Raw genomic sequence first — 22,440 nt, 5'->3', positions numbered from 1 at the left:
CGCCTGGCCTAGGCGGGCGGCTTGGGCGGGTCGTGCTTCTTGACGGCGTCGCCGACGTCGCCCAGCGCGTCCGAGTACGGCTGGTAGTCCTCGGGCACCTCGAGGCTGACGAACAGCTCACGGTCGGTGACGGTGAACAGGTAGCCGTCGTTGGTCTTCTGCGGGTACCAGCACAGATCGTCGACGGGGTAGCACTCCGACGTCGGCGTGTAGCCGTCGGGCACCTCGACCCCGCAGCGCATGATGATGGGCGGCGCGCCCCAGGCGACGGCGTTGTCGTCCTTGACCAGGATGCTGTCCTGACCGCCGACCTTGCGCGGCGAGTCGGCGAACAGGGCCTTGCAGTCGACCTCGCTGCCGGGCTTGGTGGGGTAGGCGTCGACGCCGAGGCCCGGGCTGCACGCCGCGAGCAGCAGGAGCGGCGCCAGGACCAGCCTGAGCGTCAGATGCGGACGACGGGGCACGTCAGCGTGCGGGTGATGCCCTCGACGGACTGGATGCGCGAGACCACCAGGGTGCCGAGCTCGTCCATGCTGGGGCCCTCGGCCCTCACGATGACGTCGTAGGGCCCGGTGACGTCCTCGGCGAGCGTGACGCCCTCGATGGCACCGATCGCCGAGGCGACGTCGGCAGCCTTGCCGACCTCGGTCTGGACGAGGATGTAAGCCTGAACGGCCATCTGCTGGGCTCCTTCACGAACTGATGGGACTGTGCCACGCTACCGGATCCCGGCGACGGCCCTGTCCGGGGCTGCGAGAAGATGACGCCATGACTTCTCAGGCCTCGGACGGACCAACGATCGGCGACCTCGGGGAGTTCGGGCTGATCGACCAGGTGCGCGCACAGATCGGCGACAACCGGCACGTCCTGCTGGGCCCCGGCGACGACGCGGCGCACGTCTCGACCAACGACGGGACGTTCGTGGTCTCCACCGATCTGCTGATCGAGGGACGGCACTTCCGGCGCGACTGGTCGTCGGCGCGCGAGGTGGGTCGCAAGGCAGCGGCCTCGAACCTGTCGGACATCAACGCGATGGGCGGGGTCGCGACGGCCCTGACGGTGGGCTTCGGCGCACCGGCCGACCTGCCGGTCGAGTGGGCGCTCGAGATGGTGCGCGGCTTCGAGACCGAGTGCGCGCACGTCGGGGCGCACATCGTCGGCGGCGACGTGACGGCGTCCGACGAGATCGTGATCGCCGTGACGGCCATGGGTGACGCCGCCCGTCCGGTGCGGCGATCGGGGGCGAAGCCGGGCGACGTCGTGGCCTACGCCGGAGACCTCGGCCTCGCAGCAGCCGGATTCGCGGCGCTCAGCCGCGGCTTCCGCTCACCCAAGGCCGCCGTCGAGGCGCACAAGGTGCCGCACCCGCCGTACGCCGCCGGGCCCCAGGCAGCCGGCGCCGGCGCGACGGCGATGACCGACGTCAGCGACGGATTCCTCGCCGACCTCGGTCACGTGGCCGAGGCGAGCGGTGTCGCGATCGATCTCGACTCGACGGCCTTCGCGGTGCCCGAGGCCGTCGCGACGGTGGGCGAGGCCCTCGGCCGGCGCGCCCTCGACTTCGTCCTGACGGGCGGCGACTCGTACGCGCTGGTGGCCACCTTCGGCTCCGAGACGGCCGTGCCGTCGGGCTGGACCACGGTGGGCCGCGTCGGGCACGGCACGGGCGTCACGGTCGACGGCCAGACGTACGACGGCCCCGAGGGCCACCAGCACTTCCGCTGAGACCGAGCGAGCGCAGCGAGCGAGCGTCGAAGCGCGCCAGCGGAGCGTGAGCGGTTCGCGGCGAAGCCGCCGTCCAGCGAGGCGTGGTGGGCGATCGGACCTGACCGGGGGACCGCAAGTCTCACCCGATCCAGTACCGGCGCTTCGGGACGTCTCCGACGCCGGAGACGACCGACTCGAGCACGCCGCCGTTGCGCTCGATGACCGTCGCGGACGCCACGTTGTCGTCGTCGCACGTGACGAGCACGGGCTCGGGGTGACCGTGCTCGCGCAGGAAGACCAGCGACTGGCGCAGCATCTCGGTCGCGTGGCCGCGTCCGCGGTGCGCGGGCAGCACGAGGTAGCCGATCTGGCCCCCCAGCGTGCGGAAGAAGTCGTCGAGCTCGAGCCGGACGGTCGCGCGTCCGACGACCGTCCCGTCGACGTCGGCGACCAGCTCGGCGTGCGCGACGTCGGAGGGGCCGGCCGACGTCTCTCGCTCGCCCACCAGCGCCACGTAGTCGGCCCAGGGGAGGTCGGGGTCGAAGCGCAGCGACCAGCGCCCGCCGTCGGCGGCCATCGTCGCGGCCGCCGCCCGGATCTGCGCCTCGTCGCGAAGGCCGATGCGGCGAAGGACCAGGGGCACGGCGCGGCTCAGTCCTGGATGCGGGCGAACGGGCGGTCGGCCTCGAGCTCGTAGGCGAGCTCGAGCAGGGTCTGCTCGTCGCCGTGCACCGCCGAGAAGTGGACGCCGACCGGACGTCCGTCGGGCGTCTGCTCGAGTGGCAGCGAGATCGCCGGGCCGCCCGAGGCGTTGTTGAGCGGGGTGAAGGCCGCGTACTGCACCAAGCGCTCGAAGAGCACGTCGAAGTCGACCGCCGGCGAGAGGTGGCCGAGCCGGGGCGTGACGTAGCCGAGGGTCGGCGAGAGGATGAGGTCGACGTCGTCGAAGGCCTGCTGGTAGAGGTGCTCGGACCGCTTGAGCGTACGGATGGCCGCGGGCGTGCGCCAGGCGTTGCGCACGAACCGGCGGGCCAGCCCCTGCGTGAGCGGGTCGGTGAGCCGCCGGTCGAAGTCGGGGCTGTGCATGACGTGCCTGCCGAAGTGCTGCGTGCTGAAGGCGAGCAGCGACCAGTAGTGCTTGAAGGCGTGCATGAACCGCACCGCGTCGCCGGGGACCGGCACCTCGACGACGTCGTGCCCCAGGGCCGTCAGCCGCTCGACCGTGGCGAGCACCGCGGCACGGCAGCCGTCGTCGGTGGGGTGGCCGGTGACGGAGTCGAGCACCAGTCCGATGCGCAGCCGGCGGTCGGACGGGCCCTCGACCAGGCCGAGCGGCCTGAGGGCGGCCGGCGCGCGGAACCGCTGGGTGCCGGCGAGGAAGTGGGCCGTGTCGCGGACCGTGCGGGTGACGACGCCGTTGGACACGACGTCGACGGGCATCGACGCGGCCTCGGCGGCCGGGACGACGCGGTCGCGGGTGGGCTTGAGCCCGACGAGCCCGCACGCCGCCGCCGGGATGCGGATCGAGCCGCCGCCGTCGTTGGCGTGGGCGATCGTGACGACGCCGGACGCCACCAGGGCCGCTGCACCGCCCGACGACCCGCCGGCGGAGTGCTCGGTGTGCCACGGGTTGCGGGTGGGCGGCAGGGTGGCCCACTCGGCCGACGCGTTCCAGCCGAACTCGGGCATCGCGGTCTTGCCGAGCACGCCGAGGCCCACCGCGCGCAGCTGCTCGGTGAACGGGGCGTCGGAGGTCGCCGGTCGCGACCTGACGGCCAGGGAGCCCTGGTCGGTCGGCAGCCCGGCGACCGCGGTGTTGTCCTTCACGAACGACGGGACGCCGCCGAGGATGCCGTGCGCGGGATGCTCGGACGCCGCCAGTGCGCGGTCGAAGTCGCGCGTCTGGATCGCGTCGAGCACGGGGTCGAGCGCCTCGGCCCGGGCGATCACCGCCTCGGTGGCCTCGCGGGCACTGATCGTCCCAGCGGCAACAGCAGCGGCGACCCCGACAGAGTCGAGGTCGCCGATGGCGTCGTCACGAAACGCGTGGACGCGGGTGGTCATGGGATGACCGGGTGCTGACTAGCGCGAGACCTTGCCGGCCTTGAGGCACGAGGTGCACACGTTGACACGCTGCGGGGTGCCGTTGATGACGGCGCGCACGCGCTGGATGTTGGGATCGAAACGACGCTTCGTGCGTCGGTGCGAGTGGGAGACGTTGTGGCCGAAACCAGGTCCCTTGGCACACACATCACAGACCGCAGCCATGGCGAACTCCTGAAAGCTTGAGACTTCTCGAGACGGTGCTCGAACGAAAGTGGGCGCCCACCGGCCGAACGGCCAGCAGACAACCGCTCAAGGATAGCCGACGAGCCGGTGCTGACGCGAATCAGGCCGTCGGGTCCCTCGTCGTGGGGGACCCGACCGATAGCCTCGCCCCATGGGCCTCACCCTCAACGTCGCGGCTTTCCGCGCGTGGACGCAGCTGTGCGCGGCCGCGCTGTCGTCGGCCCGGTCCGAGATCGACGCGCTCAACGTCTTCCCGGTGCCCGACAGCGACACCGGCACCAACGCCTACCTGACGTTCATGTCGGGTGCCGACGCCGTCGAGGCGCAGCCCGACGACGCCGGCTTCGGGCGGGTCGTCAAGGCGCACGTCGACGGCCTGCTCACGGGCGCCAAGGGCAACACGGGCGTCATCTTGTCCCAGCTGGTGCGCGCGTGCTTCCGCGACCTGCCGATCGATCGCGAGGTCGGCGCCGCCGACGTCGCCCATGCCTTCGCGGCCGCCTCCGACGCGGCCTGGGCCGCGGTGGGCGCACCCGTCGAGGGCACGATCCTGTCGGTGGCCAAGGCGGCCGCGGCGGGAGCCACCGAGGCGGCCGAGGCCGGTGTCGACGCGCGCACCGCGTTCGCCGAGGCGGCCCGTGCGGCCCGTGCGGCGCTGGCCCGCACCCCCGAGCAGATGCCGCTGCTCGAGCGCGCCGGGGTCGTCGACGCCGGGGGGCGCGCGCTCGTGGTCGTGCTCGACGCCACCGAGCAGGCGCTCACGGGCCGGGTGCCGGCCCAGGTGCTGGCGCACGTGCCCCAGCCGGCGCAGGTCGCGGGCGACGACCTCAGCGCCGACGGCCCGTCCTACGAGGTCATGTACCTGCTCGAGGCCGACGACGACCGGGTCCCGGCCTTGCGCGCCGAGCTGATGCGGCTGGGCGACTCGCTGGTGGTCGTGGGCGGCGAGCGCCTCTGGAACGTCCACGTCCACGTCGACGACGTCGGAGCGGCGATCGAGGCCGGCATCGCCGCCGGGCGTCCCTACCGCATCGCGGTCACGCACTTCGCCGACCAGATGGCCAAGGGGCCGCGTGAGGGGCGCGTCATCATCGCCGCCACCACGGGTGCGGGGCTCACGGCGCTGTGCCAGGACGCCGGCGCCCAGACGCTCGAGTTCACGCGGGCCCGTCCGCTCACGGTCGCCGAGATGAGCGCGTCGCTGCACGACGTCGACGCCGGCGAGATCATCGTGCTGCCCAACAACAACCGCTACATCGGCCAGTTCGTCGCGGCGGCCCAGGCAGCCCGGCAGGACGGCGTCCGCGTCGCGGTCATCCCCACCCACGCACAGGTGCAGGGCCTGGCGGCCCTGGCGGTGCACGACCCGGGCCTCGGCTTCGACGAGGTCGTCGTGGCCATGTCGAGCGCCGCGGCCCACACGCAGCACGGTGCCGTCACGCTCGCCACCGAGCCGGGCATGACGATGGTCGGTCCGGTCGGCCCCGGCGACGTCCTGGGCGCCATCACCGGAGACTTCGCGGTCATCGGCGACGACGTGCTGTCGGTCGCCCTCGAGATCATCGACCGCATCCTGTCGCCGTCCGGCGAGATGGTCACGGTGGTGCTCGGCGAGGGGGCCGATCCCGGCCACGGCGACGCCATCACGCAGCACCTGCGCGAGGCGCGACCCGATGTCGACGTGGTCGTCTACGAGGGCGGGCAGGAGAACTACCCGCTGTTCATCGCGGTGGAGTGATGGCCGACCTCGACACCAAGATCGTCAACGTCCTCGGCGACAAGACGGCCAAGCCGCTGGCCAAGCACCTCGACATGCACGTCGTGGGCGACCTGCTGCGGCACTACCCGCGCCGCTACGTCGAGCTGGGCAGGGCCAGCAACCTGTCGAGCCTGCAGGTGGGGCAGCACGCGACGGTGCTCGCCCGGGTCGTCGAGGCCAAGAACTACTCGTTCGGGCCGGGCGGCAAGCGCACCCGCACCGAGGTCGTCGTCACCGACGACACCGGTGCGCGGCTGTCGCTCACGTTCTTCCAGCAGAAGTGGCTCGCCGAGAGGATGAAGCCCGGCTCGATGTGCCTGTTCTCGGGGCAGGTCGGCGCGTTCAACGGCAAGCTCCAGCTGACGCACCCCGACTACGACCTGTTCGACGCCGATGGCGACACCGCCGAGTCACGCCTCTCCCGGGGCGTCCTGCCCATCTACCGGGCCACGGCGGCGGTCCCCACCTGGAAGCTCGAGACGTGCGTCGGCCTGTGCCTCGACGCGCTCGACCAGCTCGACGACCCGTTGCCGGACGACGTCCGCGCGGCACGTGGCTTCCCCGACCTGCGCGCCGGGCTCGAGAGCATCCACCGGCCGCACGGCATGGGCGAGGCCGTCAACGCCCAGAAGCGGTTCAGGTTCGAGGAGGCGTTCGTCGTCCAGACGGTGTTCGCGCAGCGCCGACGCGCCCTCGAGCACGAGCGCGCGTCGGCCCGGGCGCCGATCGACGGAGGGCTGCGCGACCGGTTCGAGCAGCAGCTGCCGTTCACGCTCACCGACGGGCAGCGCACCGTGGTCGACGAGATCTCGACCGACCTGGCCCGCACCCACCCGATGCACCGGCTGCTGCAGGGCGAGGTCGGCTCGGGCAAGACGATCGTCGCGCTGATGTCGATGCTGCAGGTCGTCGACGCCGGCGCGCAGACGGCCCTGCTGGCGCCCACCGAGGTGCTGGCCGCCCAGCACTTCCGCGGCATCACGGCCCTGCTCGGCGATCTGGCGCGCAGCGGCATGCTGGGCTCGGCCGACGTCGCCACGCGCGTGCGCCTGCTCACCGGCTCGATGGGCGCCAAGGCCCGCAACGCGTCTCTGCTCGAGGCCGCGTCGGGCGAGGCCGGCATCGTCATCGGCACCCATGCGCTGATCCAGGATCACGTGCAGTTCGCCGAGCTGGGCCTGCTCGTGGTCGACGAGCAGCACCGCTTCGGCGTCGAGCAGCGCGCGGCCCTGGTCGACCGGGCCGCGGTGAAGCCCCACGTGCTGGTCATGACGGCGACGCCCATCCCGCGCACGATCGCCATGACGGTCTTCGGCGATCTCGAGGTCTCGACGCTGCGCGAGCTGCCGGCGGGGCGCCAGCCCATCCAGACCACCGTCGTCCCGGCTGCCGAGCGCCCGGCCTGGCTCGAGCGCGGGTGGCAGCGGGTGCGCGAGGAGGTCGCCAAGGGGCGGCAGGCCTACGTCGTGGTGTCCCGCATCGGTGGGCCTGACGACGACGGCACCAACGAGACGCACTCGCTCGTCGAGCTGCACGACGAGCTCGTCGGCGGCCAGCTGCACGGCCTGCGGGTCGGGGCGCTGCACGGGCGCATGACGCCCGACGAGAAGGACGCCACGATGAACGCCTTCGCCGCCGGCGACATCGAGGTGCTCGTGGCCACGACCGTCGTCGAGGTCGGCGTCGACGTGCCCAACGCCACGGTCATGGTGATCATGGACGCCGACCGGTTCGGCATGTCACAGCTGCACCAGCTGCGCGGGCGCGTGGGGCGAGGGTCCGAGGCCGGCCTGTGCCTGCTGGTCACCGGTAGCGATGCCGACTCGCCGGCGCGCGAGCGGCTCGACGCCGTCGCCTCGACCACCGACGGCTTCGAGCTGTCGCGCCTCGACGTCGAGCTGCGGCGCGAGGGCGACGTGCTGGGCGCGGCTCAGTCGGGCGTCCGGTCGAGCCTGCGGCTGCTGTCGGTGGTCAAGGACGGCGAGGTCATCGACGACGCCCGGTCGGCCGCCGACGCGGTCGTCGACGCCGATCCGTCGCTCGCCGGTCATCCCACCCTCGCCGCCGCGGTGCACGACCTCGAGCACTCCGAGCAGGCCGACTACCTGGAGCGAACATGACCCGCATCATCGCCGGAGCCTACGGCGGACGCCGCATCCAGACGCCCAAGGGCGACGGCACCCGGCCGACGTCCGACCGGGTCCGCGAGGCGATGTTCTCGTCCCTCGAGTCCGAGCTGGGCGGCTTCGACGGCCTGCGGGTGCTCGACCTGTTCGCCGGATCGGGCGCCCTGGGGCTCGAGGCGCTGTCGCGCGGCGCCGACTACGCGGTCTTCGTCGAGGCCGGCACCGCGGCGGCGGCCGTCGTCAAGCGCAATCTGGCCGACCTGGGCGGTCGGGGCTCCGTCACACGCGTCAAGGCCGAGCGCTGGGTCGAGGACGGCGACCGCGACGTGTTCGACCTCGTGTTCGTCGACCCGCCGTACGCCGTCCCCACGCCCGTCCTCGCGAGCCTGGTCGCAGCGGTCGGGCGATCGTTCGCCGAGCCGGACGCCTTGTTCGTCGTCGAGCGCTCGACGCGCGACCCCTTCGCGTGGCCGGACGGGTTCGAGCCGTTGCGCAGCAAGAAGTACGGCGAGACGACGCTCTGGTACGGGCGCTGCGGTACCGTCTCGGCATGACGAAGGTCGTGTGCCCCGGATCATTCGACCCCGTGACCAACGGTCACCTCGACATCGTGGAGCGGTCGGCGCGACTGTTCGACGAGGTCGTCGTCGCCGTGCTGGTCAACCAGAACAAGCAGGGCCTGTTCACGATCGACGAGCGCCTCGAGCTGCTCGACCGGGCCACGGCGCACCTGCCCAACGTCACGACCGCCTCGTTCACGGGCCTGCTGGTCGACTTCTGCACCAATCACGGCGTCGACGCGATCGTCAAGGGGCTGCGGGCCGTCACCGACTTCGACTACGAGCTGCAGATGGCGCAGATGAACGGCAGCCTCACCGAGGTCGACACGGTGTTCATCCCGACGTCGCCGGAGTACTCGTTCCTCGCGTCCAGCCTCGTCAAGGAGGTCGCCAAGCACGGCGGCGACGTCTCAGGCCTCATCCCCGGCTTCGTCAACGACGAGCTGAAGAAGAAGTACGCGTAGGCGGTCACGTCCGTCCCGCGACCGGCGTCAGACAGACATGGACCCCACCGCTGCCTTCGAGGCCGAACGACCCCGTCTGACCGCGATCGCGAGCCGCGTGCTGGGCGACTCCGCCGAGGCGCACGACGTCGTGCAGCAGGCGTGGCTCCGGCTCGACCGCAACCGGGCGACGATCGAGAGCCTGCCGGCCTGGCTGACCACGGTCACGACCCGGCTGTGCCTCGACCGCCTGCGGCAGCGCGTGCCCGTGCCCGTCGAGGGTGCTCCGGCCGTCGAGGCAGGCGGCGACCCCGCCGACGACATCGCGCTGGCCGACTCGGTGGGCGCGGCGCTCCACGTCGTGCTCGAGCGGCTCTCGCCCGCCGAACGGGTCTCGTTCGTGCTGCACGACAGCTTCGGCGTCGACTTCGCGACGATCGCTGCGGTGCTCGACACCACGCCGGCGGCCGCGCGCAAGCTGGCCTCGCGGGCCCGGGCCCGCATCGCGCAGCCCGCCCCCGACGACGGCCTGGCCGACTGGGAGGTCGTCGACGCCTTCATGGCCGCGGCCCGTGGCGGCGACCTCGGTCGCCTGCTCGCGCTGCTGGCTCCCGAGGCCGGCGTCACGGCTGACGCGGCCGCCGTGGCGGCAGGCACCCCGACGTCGATCGAGGGTCGTGAGGCGATCGCCGGTTTCTTCGACGGCAGCGCCACCGCGGCGCTGCCGGTCTTCGTGGACGACCGACCGGCCTTCGCCTGGTTCCACCGAGGCGACGCGAAGGTGGTGTTCGACTTCGAGGTCGTCGACGGTGCCGTGGCGGCCATCGTCTTCCGCGCCGATCCCGACCTGCTCCAGCGGGTGATCAGGCGCGACGGTGGTCTTCGTCGGGCGTGATGTGAGCGCACCCGTCACATCGTCCCGGCCGCCGTCGTCAGAGGGTTGACAGCACACCGCGCACCAGACATCGCGCACCACGAAAGGTGACCACCATGAAGACCATGACCTGCAGGCAGCTCGGAGGTCCGTGCGACGTCGAGCACCGCGGCGAGACCGCAGACGACGTCATCAACGCCCAGGACCGGCACCTCAAGGAGGCCGAGAAGGCCGGCGACGCTGCGCACCAGCCGGCGCGGGACGACATGAAGAGCCGTTGGCGCCACCCGAAGAAGTCGCTCGGCTGGTACAACGCCGCGAAGAAGACCTTCGCCGACCTCCCGGAGAGCTGACCCCGCCGGGGCGGCTCAGTCGGGCAGGTGGGGCGCCGCGCCCGGGTCGGTCTCCCCGAGCTGGACGGCCCGGCGCACGGCCGCGCCGCCGAACTTGTTGCGCACCGCGTCGATGACGTCGTCGAGCTCGGCCCCGCTCGTGACGTCGAGCGGCAGGGCCAGCTGGGCGGGCTGGTCGTCGAGCGAGCCCAGGGAGACGCCGATCAGCGTGATGCCCTTCTCCTTGATGGCGCCTGACCGCGAGGCGAGCAGGCGGCGGGCGACGTCGAGGACCGTGACGGTGTGAGCGGTCGGCCGCGCCAGCGTGTGGGACGACGTGGAGCGGGTGAAGTCGCCGAACCGCAGCCGGATCGTGATGGTGCTGCCGGTGCGCCGGCTCTCGCGCATGCGCCGGGTGACCCGGTCGACGAGGGTCAGCAGCACGAGGTCGAGCTCGGCGGGGGAGTGCTCGCCGCGACCGAGGGCGTGCTGGGCGCCCATCGAGCTGCGCCGCTGCCCGGTCTGCACCGGCCGCGGGTCGCGGTTGTGCGCCAGCGCGTGCAGGTGGCGTCCGGCCCCCGACCCGAGCAGCTGGACGAGCTCGCTCTCGAACATCTCGGCCACGTCACCGACGGTGACGATGCGGGCGTCGCGCAGCTTGGCCGAGGTGACCTTGCCGACGCCCCACAGACGCTCGACCGGCAGAGCGTGCAGGAACGCGAGCTCGCGCTCGACCGGCACGACGAGCATGCCCTCGGGCTTGGAGACGGCCGAGGCGACCTTGGCGAGGTACTTGGTGCGCGCGACACCCACCGAGATGGGCAGGCCGACCCGCGCGCGGACGTCGGCGCGCAGCTGCGTGGCGATCGTGGACGGCAGGCCCCGGATGCGGCGCAGCCCGCCGACCTCGAGGAAGGCCTCGTCGATCGAGATGCCCTCGACCATGGGCGTCGTGTCGTGGAACACCTCGAACACCGCGCGGCTCGCCTCGGTGTAGGCGGCGAACCGTGCCGGGACGACGACGGCCTCGGGGCAGGCCTGCAACGCCTGCCGACCACCCATCGCCGTGCGGACGCCGCGTGCCTTGGCCTCGTAGCTCGCCGCCAGCACCACCCCGCCGCCGACGATGACCGGGCGGCCCCGCAGCGACGGGTCGTCGCGCTGTTCGACCGAGGCGTAGAAGGCATCGAGGTCGGCGTGCAGCACGGTGCCCTCGGTCAGGGTGCCATCGGCCATGCGCCCACTGTCGCACCCGCCACCGACACGTGCCGGCCGATTGGCTTCGGCACGGCCCGGCGGGTTACGATTCTCTTCGGCCTGCTCGCAGGTCGATCTCTTGTCGTGCTCTTGAATTGGATGAGTGAGCGTGCTTACCGGACCCCTGGTCTTCGACACCCACGAGATGGGTCGCAAGCCGGGTGCCGAACGCAACTTCACCCGTACGGTCGAGGCGCCGGCAGAGATGGGTTACGACGTCTACGCCGTGCCCGAGGGCTCCACGATCGAGCTCGAGCTCCGGCTCGAGGCGATCATGGAGGGGATCCTGGCGACAGGGACCTTCTCGGCACCGGCCGCAGGCGAGTGTGTGCGGTGCCTGGACCCGATCGACGAGGCTGTCGTGGTGGGATTCCAGGAGCTCTACCTCTACGACGCACCCTCCAGCCAGGAGGAGACGGACGAAGAGGATCATGTCCTCGAGGACGAGCTGCTCGACCTCGAGCCCGTCCTGCGGGACGCGGTGGTGCTCGCACTGCCGCAGAACCCGTTGTGCGCTCCGGACTGTCCGGGACTGTGCCCCGAGTGTGGGGCACGACTCGCGGATGATCCAGGGCACACACACGGTGAGGCGATCGACCCGAGGTGGGCGTCGTTGAGCCAGCTGGTGGAGCAACCGGTCCCACCAGCCGACCAGTCAGAGTCGGACATCTCGTCCGACGACAGCAAGGAGTAGATCGTGGCCGTTCCGAAGAGGAAGATGTCGCGCAGCAACACGCGTCACCGTCGTTCGCAGTGGAAGACCACCGCGACGGCGATCGTCGACTGCGCCAACCCCGCGTGCGACTCCAAGGTGCAGCCGCACCACGCATGCACCAAGTGCGGTCAGTACGGAGCTCGCGGCGAGCGCCGCCAGGTCCTCTGATCTCTGCGTCACCCCACGCTGAGGAGCTGCGGGAGGTCCTGGGAGTCCAGGACCTCGATCCGCAGCTCCTTCAGCATGCCCTGACGCACCGCTCGTTCGCGTACGAGAACGGCGGGGTGCCCAACAACGAGCGTCTCGAGTTCCTCGGCGACTCGGTGCTGGGCCTGGTCGTGACCGACACGCTGTTCACGACCCATCCCGAGCTGCCCGAGGGCCAGCTGGCCAAGCTGCGCGCCGCCGTCGTCAGCGCCAAGGCGCTGGCCGAGGTGGCGCGCACGCTCGGCATCGGCGAGCACGTGCGACTCGGCCGGGGCGAGGAGTCCACGGGTGGCCGCGACAAGGCCTCGATCCTGTCCGACACGGTCGAGGCGATCCTCGGCGCGATCTACGTGCAGTTCGGCATCGAGCGTGCCGCCGAGGTCATCCACCGGGTGTTCGACCCGGTCATCGCGGTGGCGGCCGAGCTCGGCGCCGGCCTCGACTGGAAGACGTCGTTGCAGGAGATCGCGGCCAACAACGGCCTGGGCGTGCCGCACTACGTGCTGGTGGGCACGGGGCCCGACCACGACAAGAGCTTCACCGCCGAGGTCGTGGTCGGCGAGCGCACGTACCCCGGGGGGCACGGTCGCTCCAAGAAGGAGGCCGAGCAGATGGTCGCCGAGATCGCCTGGCGGCAGATCAGCGCCGACCTCGAGACCCCCGGCACCTGACGGTGCCCGAGCTGCCCGAGGTCGAGGTCGTCCGCCTCGGCATCGTCGACCACGTGGTCGGTCGCACCGTCGTGGGCGTCACGGTGCACGACGTCCGGTCGCTGCGGCGGCACCTCGCGGGCCCGGCCGACTTCGTCCACCGGCTCGAGGGCCAGACGGTCGTCGGTGCCGCCCGCCGCGGCAAGTACCTGTGGATGCAGCTGGCCGGCGACGACGCCGTGCTGTGCCACCTCGGCATGAGCGGCCAGTTCCTCGTGTCGTCGCCGGACGCCCCGGCGCCGCGTCACCTGCGCATCACCCTGACGCTCGACGACGGCAACGAGCTGCGTTTCGTCGACCAGCGCATCTTCGGCGGCATGTCGTACAGCGAGGACGGCGGCGAGCTGCCGCCCGAGATCGCGCACATCGCCCGCGACCCGCTCGACCCGCTGTTCGACCCCACCGAGTTCGCGGCCCGCATCCGCCGGCGGCAGACGGGCGTCAAGCGCGCGATCCTCGACCAGACGCTCATCTCGGGCGTCGGCAACATCTACGCCGACGAGTCGCTGTGGCGCACACCCCTGCACTACGCGCGCAACACGCGTCACCTGCGCACGAAGGAGATCGAGTCGCTCCTCGGCCACATCGGCGAGGTCATGGCCGAGGCGTTGGCGCAGGGCGGCACGTCGTTCGACGCCCTGTACGTCAACGTCAACGGCAACAGCGGCTACTTCGACCGGTCGCTCAAGGCGTACGGCCAGGAGGGACGGCCTTGCGAGCGGTGCGGCACGCCGATCCGCCGCGACGCCTTCATGAACCGCTCGTCGTTCTGGTGCCCCGTGTGCCAGCCCCGCCCGCGCAACGGTCGCTTCTGACCCCGGTAGCCTTCCGCGCATGAGCCTGACGCTGGAACCGATGAGCGCCGAGCGGTTCATCCTCTGGAACGAGCACCTGGTCGCGAGCTTCGCCCAGGACAAGATCGACGCCGGCACCTGGCCCGAGGAGGGCGCGCTCGAACGTTCTGCCCGGGAGAACGCCGAGCTGCTGCCGCAGGGGGTGGCCACTCCGGGGCACGACCTCTTCGTCGCGCTGGTGGACGGCGACGAGGTCGGGTTCTTGTGGCTGTTCACCGATCCCATCGCGGCGACGCCCGAGACGTTCGTCTACGACATCGAGATCGTGGAGGGACGCCGCGGCGAGGGCCTCGGTCGAGCGCTGCTGGAGGCGGCCGAGGGATGGTGCGCCGATCACAGCATCGCGACCCTGCGCTTGCACGTGTTCGGCCACAACGAGACTGCGATCAGCCTGTACGAGTCGTCTGGTTTCGAGACCACCGACCTCACGATGGCCAAGCAGATCCGATGAGCGACCAGGTCTACGGGGACGAGGCGTCGGAGCGGTTCGTCGACGAGCCACCGAAGCGCTCGGGGCGGACGCCGTTCGAGCGCGACCGCGGCCGGATCGTCCACTCGGCGGCGCTGCGCCGCCTGTCGGCCAAGACGCAGGTCATGGGCCCCGGCTTCGACGACTTCGTGCGCAACCGGCTGACGCACTCCCTCGAGGTCGCACAGGTGGCCCGCGAGCTCGGCAAGGCGCTGGGCTGCGACCCCGACATCGTCGACTCCGCCGCCCTGGCGCACGACCTCGGGCACCCGCCGTTCGGGCACAACGGCGAGGTGGCGCTCGACCAGGCCGCCCAGGCGTGCGGCGGCTTCGAGGGCAACGCCCAGACGCTGCGCATCCTCAGCCGGCTCGAGTCCAAGACGTTCACCCCGGACGGTCGCAGCGTCGGCCTCAACCTGACCCGGGCGACGTTGTCGGCGTGCGTCAAGTACCCCTGGGCGCGGGGGGAGGCGCCCGACGGCTCGGCCAAGTTCGGCGTCTACGCCGACGACCTGCCCGTGTTCGCGTGGCTGCGCGACGGGGCACCGGCGCTGCGTCGTCCGATCGAGGCGCAGGTCATGGACCTGTCCGACGACATCGCCTACTCGGTGCACGACGTCGAGGACGGCGTCGTGGGGGGCTGGTTCGGTCTGCGCGACGGTGAGCTCGACATCGCCGCGATCCATGCGGTCGCCCGCGACTGGTACGACGTCACCGCCGACGACGCCCGGCTCGACGCCGCCCTTGGTCGTCTGCAGCAGATGCCCGAGTGGCCCACCACGTCGTTCGACGGCAGTCGTGCCGCGCGTGCCGTGCTCAAGAGCCTCACCAGCGCGCTGATCGGCCGCTTCGCGCGCGCCGCCGAGCGGGCGACCGTCGAGGCGTGGGGAGGCGGCCCGCTCACCCGCTTCGCCGCCGACCTCGAGGTGCCGCTCGACACCCGTGACGAGATCACGGTGCTCAAGAGCATCGCCGCACACTACGTGATGATGGCCGACGACCGGGCCGGCCTGCTCGGACGTCAGCGCGAGCTGCTGCTGGCCCTGGTCGACGTCCTCGACCGCTCTGACGGACGCGAGCTGGAGGCGGAGTTCGCCGCCGACTTCGCCGCAGCGTCCGACGACGCCGCCCGCCGACGCGTCGTCATCGACCAGGTCGCGAGCCTCACGGACGTCTCCGCCCGGGCGTGGGCCGCCCGCTTGCTCACCTGAGCGCGGCCCGCACGGCGTCACCGCGCGCAGCGGTGCGCATGCCACCGCAAGACCGCGAAAATCGCTTCATACGGTGGCGTGCTCACCGCGCCACGGCGGACGGTGGCACACGCACCGCCCGGGCGGGGGACGTGGGCGGGGCGGACTACGATTCACCTCATGGCCGGGCGCATCAAGGACGAGGACATCCAGCTCGTCCGCGAACGCACCCGCATCGACGAGGTCATCGAGCAGTACGTGACGCTCAAGAACGCCGGCGGCGGCTCCCGCAAGGGGCTGTGCCCGTTCCACGACGAGAAGTCCCCGTCGTTCAACGTCCGTCCGTCGGTCGGCTCGTACCACTGCTTCGGCTGCGGGGCCGGCGGTGACGTGTTCAAGTTCGTGATGGAGATCGAGGGGCTCAGCTTCGTCGAGACCATCGAGCGCCTCGCGGCCAAGGCCGGCATCACGCTGCGCTACGAGGACGGCGGCACGCCGGGCCCGCGGCGCGACCCCAACCAGCGGCCCCGGCTGCTGGCAGCTCACCGCGAGGCCGGCGAGTTCTACGCCACGACGCTGCAGTCGTCGCCTGACGCCCAGGCCGGTCGCCAGTTCGTGAAGGACCGCGGCTTCGACCAGGCCGCCGCCGAGACCTTCGGCATGGGCTTCGCGCCCCGCGGCGGCGAGCAGCTCGTCGCCCACCTCAAGGGCAAGGGGTTCACCGACGACGAGCTCGTCGTGGGCGGTCTGGCCTCGCGCGGCAGCCGCGGCCTGTACGACCGGTTCCGCGGACGCCTGCTGTGGCCCATCCGCGAGATGACCGGCGAGATCATCGGCTTCGGCGCCCGGCGCATGTTCGACGACGACCGGGTCGAGGCCAAGTACCTCAACACGTCCGAGACGCCGATCTACAAGAAGAGCCAGGTGCTCTACGGGCTCGACCTCGCCCGGCGGTCGATCTCGTCGTCCGGGCAGGCGGTCATCGTCGAGGGCTACACCGACGTGATGGCGTGCCACGAGGCCGGCGTCAAGACCGCCGTCGCCACGTGCGGCACCGCCTTCGGCGAGGACCACGCGCGCGTCATGCGGCGCCTGATGCTCGACGACCAGGCCTTCCACGGCGAGGTCATCTTCACCTTCGACGGCGACGAGGCCGGTCAGCGGGCGGCCCTCAAGACGTTCAACGGCGACCAGCAGTTCGTCGCGCAGACGTACGTCGCGGTCGAGCCGCGCGGCATGGACCCGTGCGACCTGCGCCTCGCCGACGGCGACGCGGCGGTGCGCGAGCTCGTCGCCTCGCGCATCCCGCTCTACCGCTTCGTGCTCGACAACATGCTGGGCAAGTACGACCTCGACCGCGGCGACCAGCGCGTCGACGCCATCCGCGAGGCCGTCGGGCTGGCGTCGGCGATCCGCGACCGCTCGAAGGTCGACGAGCTGCTGCGCGAGATCGCCGGTCGGGTCGGCACGGACGTCGACCAGGTGCGCAGCGAGCACCGGCGCCGGGTCGCCATCGCCGCCAAGACGGCGTCCAGCGCGGCCAGCGCCCCGGCGCAGGGCACTGGTCCGGGGGCACCGCACGGGCCCACCGACGAGGCGCCGCTGCCGTCGCCGGCCGTCAACTTCGGCCAGCCGCAGTTCGCCGACGAGCGCGAGGCGCTCAAGGCCATCGTGCAGCACCCGCACCTCGTGGCGGTGCACGCCGACGACCTGGACGACAACGACTTCACCCACCCGATCTCCAAGGTGATCTGGAAGCACGTCGAGGCCATGGCGTGGCCCAGCGGCCCCGACACCACGTGGCTGCCCAAGCTGGCCGACTCGATCACCGACGACGACGCCAAGCGCATCCTGTCGATCGCCGCGGTCGAGCCGATGCGGGCGCGCGAGGGCAACACCGGCGCGGTGGTCACGGCGGTCATCCTGCGGCTGCAGATGCTGACGCTCGGCCGGCGCATCGGTGAGATCAAGTCGAAGCTGCAACGCACCAACCCCATCGAGCAGGCCGATCCCTACAACCAGATGTTCGGCGAGCTGATCGCGCTCGAGCAGCAGCTGCGCGGGCTGCGCGACCGTCTGCTGAGCGGCGACGTCCCCAGCTGACGGGGTCGGCGGCGGCGATCCACAGGTCGCTCGACGGACCTGCCGCCGGCGCGCGACCTCGCCGAGGCTGGCGGCATGGATCCGTTCGTCCGCAGCCTCCTGTCGTCCACGCCCCTCACGTCCGAGCAGGAGCTCGCCCTGGCCCGACGGGCGCGCGACGGCGACGCGCGGGCCCGCCACGACCTGATCACGTCCGGGCTGCGCTCGGTGGCGCTGCGAGCCCGTCTGCTCGGCATCCGCGACGACGACCTGGCCGATGCCGTGCAGTCGGGCGCCGTCGGCCTGATCCGTGCCGTCGACCGCTTCGACCCCGAGCGGGGCGTGCGCCTGGCCACCTACGCGTGGCACTGGGTGGGCGCCGAGATGGTCGGCCGGCACCGCCCCGAGGTGCCGCTGGACGACGTCGACCCGGCCGTCGACGACGAGCCTCGCGACGACTCGTCCGCGCTCGACGAGCTGCTCCACAGCCTGCCGCCCGACGAGCTCGAGCTGCTCCGTCTGCGCTTCGGGGTGGGGTGTCCGGGCGCGATTCGCCTGTCACGCCAGTCCGTGGGGGAGCGTCTCGGCCTGACGATCTCGCAGGTGCGCACGGTCGAGGCCAAGGCGATGCGACAACTGCGCCGGGGGCTTGCTAATGTTGTCCACCGTGCTCCTCATCAGTGAGGCGCCGATCCCCCATAGCTCAATTGGCAGAGCATTCGACTGTTAATCGGAGGGTTCTTGGTTCGAGTCCAAGTGGGGGAGCATCACCCACGAGCCCCCGCTTCGGCGGGGGTTTCGTCGTTCTGAGGGCAGGCGCCTGGCCGTCCGACATTCGTCGAGAGTGACGAACCTGACCCGCGTCAATTCGTCGGTGACGACGAACACGGTCCGCGGTGGGAGTCCTACGTTCGACGTGTGAGCAAACTCATCTCGACCAAGACCTGGCTCGATCGCGAGCTGCCCGACCTCCTGAGCAAGCACGGCGTGCCGGGGGCCGCCTGGGCGGTGCTCCACGACGGGGAGGTCGTCGACGGTGCCGCCGGACTGCTGAACCTGTCCACGGGCGTCGAGGCGACGCCTGACTCGGTGTTCCAGATCGGGTCGATCACCAAGCTGTGGACCAGCACCCTCGTGATGCAGCTGGTCGACGAGGGCCTGGTCGACCTGGACGAGCCGGTCCGCACCTACCTGCCCGAGTTCCGCATCGCCGACGAGTCGGCCGCGGCGGTCATCACGACCCGGCAGCTGCTGAACCACACCGCTGGCTTCGAGGGCGACATCTTCACCGACACCGGTGTCGGTGACGACTGCCTCGAGAAGTACGTGGCACTGCTGGCCGACGTGCCGCAGCTGTTCACGCCGGGCGAGCAGTTCTCGTACAACAACGCAGGCTTCTGCGTGCTGGGGCGCCTGGTCGAGGTGCTGCGCGACAAGCCGTTCGACGTCGCGCTGCGCGAGCACGTCATCGCGCCGCTCGGCCTCACCCACACCGCGACCTCGCCCTACGAGGCGATCACGTTCCGCGCGGCCATGGGGCACGTCGAGGGCGCCTCGGGTTACGAGCCCGCTCCTGTCTGGGCGATGGCACGGTCGAACGCCCCGGCCGGCTCGATGCTTTCGATGCGGCCCCGCGACCTGCTCGCGTTCGCGCAGATGCAGCTCGCGGACGGCGAGGCGTCCGACGGCACGCAGGTGCTGGCGCCGGGCACCGCGGCCGCGATGCAGGCCCGGGCGGTCGGGGTGCCGTACACCGGCATCATGGGGACGTCGTGGGGCCTCGGCTTCGAGCGCTTCGACGTCGACGCAGGCGACATCATCGGCCACGACGGCAGCACCATCGGCCAGAACGCCTTCCTGCGGATGGTGCCGGGCACCGGCCTCGCGGTCGCCCTGCTGACCAACGGCGGCGACGTCATGTCGCTCTACTACGACGTGGTCGGCCGGGTCATCGACGAGCTGACCGCCACGAGCCTGCCCGAGCTGCCCGTCCCACCGTCGGACCCCGAGCGCATCGACGCCTCGCGCTACGTGGGCACCTACTCGGCCGACGTCATGGACCTGGTCGTCAGCCAGGAGGACGACGGACGCATCTGGGTCGACCTCGTCATGAAGGGGATGTTCGCCGACATGGGCGAGGAGCCCGAGCGGCTGGAGCTCGTCGCCTTCGGCCACGACAGCCTCATCCCCCTGAAGGCCGACCGCGGCATGCACCTTCCCCACACGTTCCTCGGTGAGGACCAGCACGGCAACGCCCAGTACCTCTTTATCGGCCGTGCCATCCGGCGCGCCTGAACCGGCCAGACAGGATCTTCGATGAAGCGTCTCGCAGCTGCACTCAGCCTGGGCCTCACGGCCGCCGCCCTCTCGGCCTGCGGGGGAGGTGGATCGTCGTCGGGCGACGCCAAGGTCGTCGACGGCGGGACGTTCAGCATGGCGCTGAGCACCGACCCGGGCAACCTCGACCCGCAGTCGTCGGTGTCGAGCTCGCTGTTCAGCATCAGCCAGCTGGCCTACGACCGCCTGGTCAACATCGACCCCAAGGACGGCTCGATCGTCTCGGGCATCGCCTCGAAGTGGACGGTCGACGGCACGACCGTCACCGCGACCATCGGCGAGGGGATCACGTGCTCCGACGGCTCGACGCTGACCGCGTCCGACGTGGCGGCCAACCTCGACTACATCTCCGACCCGAAGAACGAGAACCAGATGCTGGGCACGTTCCTGCCGGCCGGAGCCACGACGAAGGCCGACGACGCCTCACGCACCGTGACGATCACCCTCGCGGAGCCGGCCCCGTTCGTGATGGAGGGGCTGGCCAGCGTCCCGATCATCTGCGGCAAGGGACTCAAGGACCGCGCCTCGCTGGCCAAGACCAGCAGCGGCACCGGGCCCTACGAGCTGACGGCGGCCGCACCCGGCAACCAGTACACCTACGCCATCCGGGACGGCTACACGTGGGGCCCGGGCGGCGCGACCACCGCGACGAAGGGCATGCCCGACACGATCGTCATGAAGATCATCGAGAACGAGTCGACCGCCGCCAACCTGCTGCTGTCGAAGGAGCTCAACGGAGCGCTGGTCATCGGTTCCGACCAGAAGCGGCTCGACAAGGCGGGGCTGACGACGTCGGACACCGGGGCCGTGGCCGGTGAGCAGTGGTACAACCAGACGCCGGGCCGCGCGACGGCCGACCCGAAGGTCCGTCTGGCCCTCACCCAGGCGCTCGACTTCGACAAGCTGCGCAAGGTGCTCACGGCGGGCAAGGGAACTCCTCCCACCACGTTCGCGGCCCTCGACCCCGTGGCGTGCAAGGGCGACTCGGTGACCGACGCGATGCCGAAGCAGGACGTCGCGGCCGCGAAGAAGGTGCTGTCAGGCCTTCCCGAGATGACGATGATCTACAGCGGCGCCGGCGGCGGTGGCATCAGTGCCGCGGTCGAGCTCGCGGTCGAGCAGTGGAAGGCCGCCGGTCTGAAGGTCACCGCGAAGAGCCAGAGCAGCACCGCGATCGACGAGACGATCTTCGGGACCAAGAACTGGGACATCGCGTGGCTGGCGTTCAACGTCAGCAGCCCCGACCAGATCGTCCCGTTCCTGTCGGGTCCGCCCGCGCCCGACGGCACCAACTTCGCCGAGATCTCGAACGACGCGTACGAGGCCGGCGTGGCCAAGGCCACCACGATGACGGGCCAGGAGGGCTGCGCGACGTGGCTCGAGGCCGAGTCCGCGCTCGTGAAGGACGCCGACGTCATCCCCTTCGCCAACAGCGTCGGCAAGGCGTACCGGGCGGGTGCCACGTTCGAGTACCCGGGCCAGATGGTGCCCACCAGCATCCGGATGCTGGCGAACTGACCGATGGCGACGACCGAGGCCCTCCGGGCCGCCCCGACGCGCACCCGCGGGGCGTGGACCGCCAACCCCTGGGTGCGGTTCGGAGCACGGCGCGCGGGTCGTCTGCTGGTGTCGCTGTGGGTGCTGGTGACGGCGGCGTTCCTGATGATCCACCTGATCCCGGGCGATCCCGTGCGCGGCGCCCTCGGTCGCACCGCCTCGGCCGAGGTCGTCGCGGCGCGCCGCGCCAGCCTCGGCCTCGACGACCCGCTGTGGCAGCAGTACCTGCACTACCTGAAGGGGCTGCTCACCGGAGACTTCGGCACCTCGCTGATCTCGCAGGTGCCCACCTCCGAGATCATCTCCCAACGGCTCCCGGCGACGTTGTGGCTCGCGCTGCTCGGATTCCTGCTCGCGGTCCTCATCGCCGTGCCGGCGGGTGTCGCCGCCGGGGTGCTGACCAGGCGCGGCCACGGCCGTCGCACCGAGCTCGGCTTCACGACCACCAGCGTCGTGCTGGGCACGATCCCCGACTTCATGCTGGGCGTCGCCCTGGTCTACGTGTTCGGGGTCCAGCTCGACCTGCTGCCGGTCGCCGGGAACTCCTCGGCCGCTGCGTACGTCCTCCCGGTGGCCTGCCTCGCGATCGGCCCCGCCGCGATCCTGGCCCGCGTCATCCGCGTCGAGATGGTGGCGGTGCTGCAGGCCGACTTCGTCCGCACCGCCCGCGCCAAGAGGCTGCCGTCCGCCCGCGTGTACCTGGGCCACGCGCTGCCGAACGCGCTCACCGCGGCCCTGACCCTGTCGGGACTGCTGCTCACCGGCATGGTGGCCGGGACCGTGCTGGTCGAGAACGTCTTCGCGTGGCCGGGCCTCGGCAGCACGATCACGTCGTCGATCCTCAACAAGGACTATCCCGTGGTCCAGGCGATCATCCTGATGTACGGCCTCGGGGTGCTGGTGATCAACTCGATCGTCGACGTCAGCCTGGCCCTTCTCGATCCGCGCTCGATGATCCTGGAGGACTGAGCC

The 22,440-nt window shown here is 71.4% G+C and carries 24 protein-coding genes and 1 tRNA gene; 19 read left to right on the top strand and 6 right to left on the bottom strand.

What is annotated here, in order from left to right:
• Nucleotides 1-8: 8 nt before the first annotated feature.
• Together DX116_RS15825 and DX116_RS15820 are read right to left on the bottom strand one after the other, a co-directional pair.
• Nucleotides 9-464 carry a DUF3515 domain-containing protein gene (locus tag DX116_RS15825; RefSeq protein WP_119705174.1) on the bottom strand — a complete coding sequence of 152 codons (456 nt, stop codon included), beginning with the start codon at nucleotides 462-464 and terminating at the stop codon, nucleotides 9-11.
• Nucleotides 443-679 carry an Lrp/AsnC family transcriptional regulator gene (locus DX116_RS15820; RefSeq protein ID WP_119705173.1) on the bottom strand — a complete coding sequence of 79 codons (237 nt, stop codon included), beginning with the start codon at nucleotides 677-679 and terminating at the stop codon, nucleotides 443-445. The genes DX116_RS15825 and DX116_RS15820 overlap by 22 nt, the downstream gene beginning before the upstream one ends.
• An 89-nt stretch (nucleotides 680-768) precedes the next feature.
• Between DX116_RS15820 and DX116_RS15815 the strand changes: the two genes are divergently transcribed.
• Nucleotides 769-1,725 carry a thiamine-phosphate kinase gene (locus DX116_RS15815; RefSeq protein WP_119705172.1) on the top strand — a complete coding sequence of 319 codons (957 nt, stop codon included), beginning with the start codon at nucleotides 769-771 and terminating at the stop codon, nucleotides 1,723-1,725.
• A gap of 121 nt (nucleotides 1,726-1,846) precedes the next feature.
• Here the strand turns inward: DX116_RS15815 and DX116_RS15810 are convergent, their stop codons facing one another.
• From DX116_RS15810 to rpmB, 3 genes are read right to left on the bottom strand one after another with little or no spacing between them, the layout of a single operon-like run.
• Nucleotides 1,847-2,350, bottom strand: a complete 504-nt coding sequence (locus tag DX116_RS15810; protein ID WP_199716099.1) for a GNAT family N-acetyltransferase — start codon at nucleotides 2,348-2,350, stop codon at nucleotides 1,847-1,849.
• An 8-nt stretch (nucleotides 2,351-2,358) separates the two neighbouring features.
• Nucleotides 2,359-3,771, bottom strand: coding sequence for an amidase (locus DX116_RS15805; RefSeq protein WP_119705171.1), 1,413 nt, complete (start codon nucleotides 3,769-3,771; stop codon nucleotides 2,359-2,361).
• 18 nt (nucleotides 3,772-3,789) lie between these two features.
• A complete protein-coding gene (rpmB, locus tag DX116_RS15800) occupies nucleotides 3,790-3,975 on the bottom strand; it encodes a 50S ribosomal protein L28 (protein WP_108577479.1) in 186 nt (61 codons plus the stop codon).
• Nucleotides 3,976-4,147: 172 nt separating this feature from the next.
• On the opposite strand from rpmB, the gene DX116_RS15795 reads away from it, so the two are divergent.
• The 6 genes from DX116_RS15795 to DX116_RS15770 all read left to right on the top strand — a co-directional run bounded on the left by DX116_RS15795 (nucleotide 4,148) and on the right by DX116_RS15770 (nucleotide 10,111).
• Nucleotides 4,148-5,734 carry a DAK2 domain-containing protein gene (locus tag DX116_RS15795; protein ID WP_119705170.1) on the top strand — a complete coding sequence of 529 codons (1,587 nt, stop codon included), beginning with the start codon at nucleotides 4,148-4,150 and terminating at the stop codon, nucleotides 5,732-5,734.
• On the top strand, nucleotides 5,734-7,875 hold the full coding sequence (gene recG / locus DX116_RS15790; RefSeq protein ID WP_119705169.1) for an ATP-dependent DNA helicase RecG: 2,142 nt from the start codon (nucleotides 5,734-5,736) through the stop codon (nucleotides 7,873-7,875). Before DX116_RS15795 ends, recG begins: the two co-directional genes overlap by 1 nt.
• The gene (rsmD, locus tag DX116_RS15785) at nucleotides 7,872-8,435 is read left to right on the top strand and encodes a 16S rRNA (guanine(966)-N(2))-methyltransferase RsmD (protein ID WP_119705168.1); all 564 of its coding nucleotides are present in this window, start codon (nucleotides 7,872-7,874) and stop codon (nucleotides 8,433-8,435) included. Before recG ends, rsmD begins: the two co-directional genes overlap by 4 nt.
• Nucleotides 8,432-8,905: a pantetheine-phosphate adenylyltransferase gene (gene coaD / locus DX116_RS15780; RefSeq protein WP_119705167.1), complete on the top strand. Its 474-nt coding sequence runs from the start codon at nucleotides 8,432-8,434 to the stop codon at nucleotides 8,903-8,905. Before rsmD ends, coaD begins: the two co-directional genes overlap by 4 nt.
• A gap of 37 nt (nucleotides 8,906-8,942) precedes the next feature.
• Complete coding sequence (locus tag DX116_RS15775) at nucleotides 8,943-9,779, top strand: sigma-70 family RNA polymerase sigma factor (RefSeq protein ID WP_119705166.1); 837 nt, start codon at nucleotides 8,943-8,945, stop codon at nucleotides 9,777-9,779.
• Nucleotides 9,780-9,874: 95 nt separating this feature from the next.
• A complete protein-coding gene (locus tag DX116_RS15770; RefSeq protein ID WP_119705165.1) occupies nucleotides 9,875-10,111 on the top strand; it encodes a DUF1059 domain-containing protein in 237 nt (78 codons plus the stop codon).
• A gap of 15 nt (nucleotides 10,112-10,126) precedes the next feature.
• On the opposite strand, the gene dinB is transcribed toward DX116_RS15770, so the two are convergent.
• Entirely contained in the window at nucleotides 10,127-11,326 is a 1,200-nt protein-coding gene (dinB, locus tag DX116_RS15765; protein WP_119705164.1) for a DNA polymerase IV, read from the bottom strand.
• A gap of 124 nt (nucleotides 11,327-11,450) precedes the next feature.
• Here dinB and DX116_RS15760 point away from each other — a divergent pair, with 124 nt between their 5' ends.
• From DX116_RS15760 to DX116_RS15705, 12 genes are all read left to right on the top strand, one after another.
• Nucleotides 11,451-12,041 carry a YceD family protein gene (locus DX116_RS15760; protein WP_325048622.1) on the top strand — a complete coding sequence of 197 codons (591 nt, stop codon included), beginning with the start codon at nucleotides 11,451-11,453 and terminating at the stop codon, nucleotides 12,039-12,041.
• A 3-nt stretch (nucleotides 12,042-12,044) separates the two neighbouring features.
• On the top strand, nucleotides 12,045-12,230 hold the full coding sequence (gene rpmF, locus DX116_RS15755) for a 50S ribosomal protein L32 (protein WP_056607529.1): 186 nt from the start codon (nucleotides 12,045-12,047) through the stop codon (nucleotides 12,228-12,230).
• The gene (gene rnc, locus DX116_RS15750) at nucleotides 12,176-12,940 is read left to right on the top strand and encodes a ribonuclease III (RefSeq protein WP_119705163.1); all 765 of its coding nucleotides are present in this window, start codon (nucleotides 12,176-12,178) and stop codon (nucleotides 12,938-12,940) included. The genes rpmF and rnc overlap by 55 nt, the downstream gene beginning before the upstream one ends.
• A 2-nt stretch (nucleotides 12,941-12,942) precedes the next feature.
• A complete protein-coding gene (mutM, locus tag DX116_RS15745) occupies nucleotides 12,943-13,794 on the top strand; it encodes a bifunctional DNA-formamidopyrimidine glycosylase/DNA-(apurinic or apyrimidinic site) lyase (protein WP_119705162.1) in 852 nt (283 codons plus the stop codon).
• A gap of 19 nt (nucleotides 13,795-13,813) precedes the next feature.
• Complete coding sequence (locus tag DX116_RS15740) at nucleotides 13,814-14,284, top strand: GNAT family N-acetyltransferase (RefSeq protein ID WP_119705161.1); 471 nt, start codon at nucleotides 13,814-13,816, stop codon at nucleotides 14,282-14,284.
• Nucleotides 14,281-15,513 (top strand): deoxyguanosinetriphosphate triphosphohydrolase, encoded by a 1,233-nt coding sequence (locus DX116_RS15735; RefSeq protein ID WP_119705160.1) that lies wholly within the window; start codon nucleotides 14,281-14,283, stop codon nucleotides 15,511-15,513. Before DX116_RS15740 ends, DX116_RS15735 begins: the two co-directional genes overlap by 4 nt.
• A gap of 159 nt (nucleotides 15,514-15,672) precedes the next feature.
• A complete protein-coding gene (dnaG, locus tag DX116_RS15730; protein WP_119705159.1) occupies nucleotides 15,673-17,595 on the top strand; it encodes a DNA primase in 1,923 nt (640 codons plus the stop codon).
• 75 nt (nucleotides 17,596-17,670) lie between these two features.
• Complete coding sequence (locus DX116_RS15725; RefSeq protein ID WP_119705158.1) at nucleotides 17,671-18,258, top strand: sigma-70 family RNA polymerase sigma factor; 588 nt, start codon at nucleotides 17,671-17,673, stop codon at nucleotides 18,256-18,258.
• Nucleotides 18,259-18,266: 8 nt separating this feature from the next.
• Nucleotides 18,267-18,339 (top strand) — tRNA-Asn (locus tag DX116_RS15720).
• A gap of 153 nt (nucleotides 18,340-18,492) precedes the next feature.
• Nucleotides 18,493-19,869, top strand: a complete 1,377-nt coding sequence (locus tag DX116_RS15715) for a serine hydrolase domain-containing protein (RefSeq protein ID WP_119705157.1) — start codon at nucleotides 18,493-18,495, stop codon at nucleotides 19,867-19,869.
• 21 nt (nucleotides 19,870-19,890) lie between these two features.
• Entirely contained in the window at nucleotides 19,891-21,429 is a 1,539-nt protein-coding gene (locus DX116_RS15710) for an ABC transporter substrate-binding protein (protein ID WP_119705156.1), read from the top strand.
• Nucleotides 21,430-21,432: 3 nt separating this feature from the next.
• Nucleotides 21,433-22,437, top strand: coding sequence for an ABC transporter permease (locus DX116_RS15705; protein WP_119705155.1), 1,005 nt, complete (start codon nucleotides 21,433-21,435; stop codon nucleotides 22,435-22,437).
• Nucleotides 22,438-22,440 lie beyond the last annotated feature (3 nt).

Source organism: Aeromicrobium endophyticum, from assembly GCF_003586285.1.
Classification (GTDB): Bacteria; Actinomycetota; Actinomycetes; order Propionibacteriales; family Nocardioidaceae; genus Aeromicrobium; species Aeromicrobium endophyticum.
The sequence above is the reverse complement of the archived record's forward strand: the minus strand, read 5'-3'. Positions and strand labels throughout refer to the sequence as shown.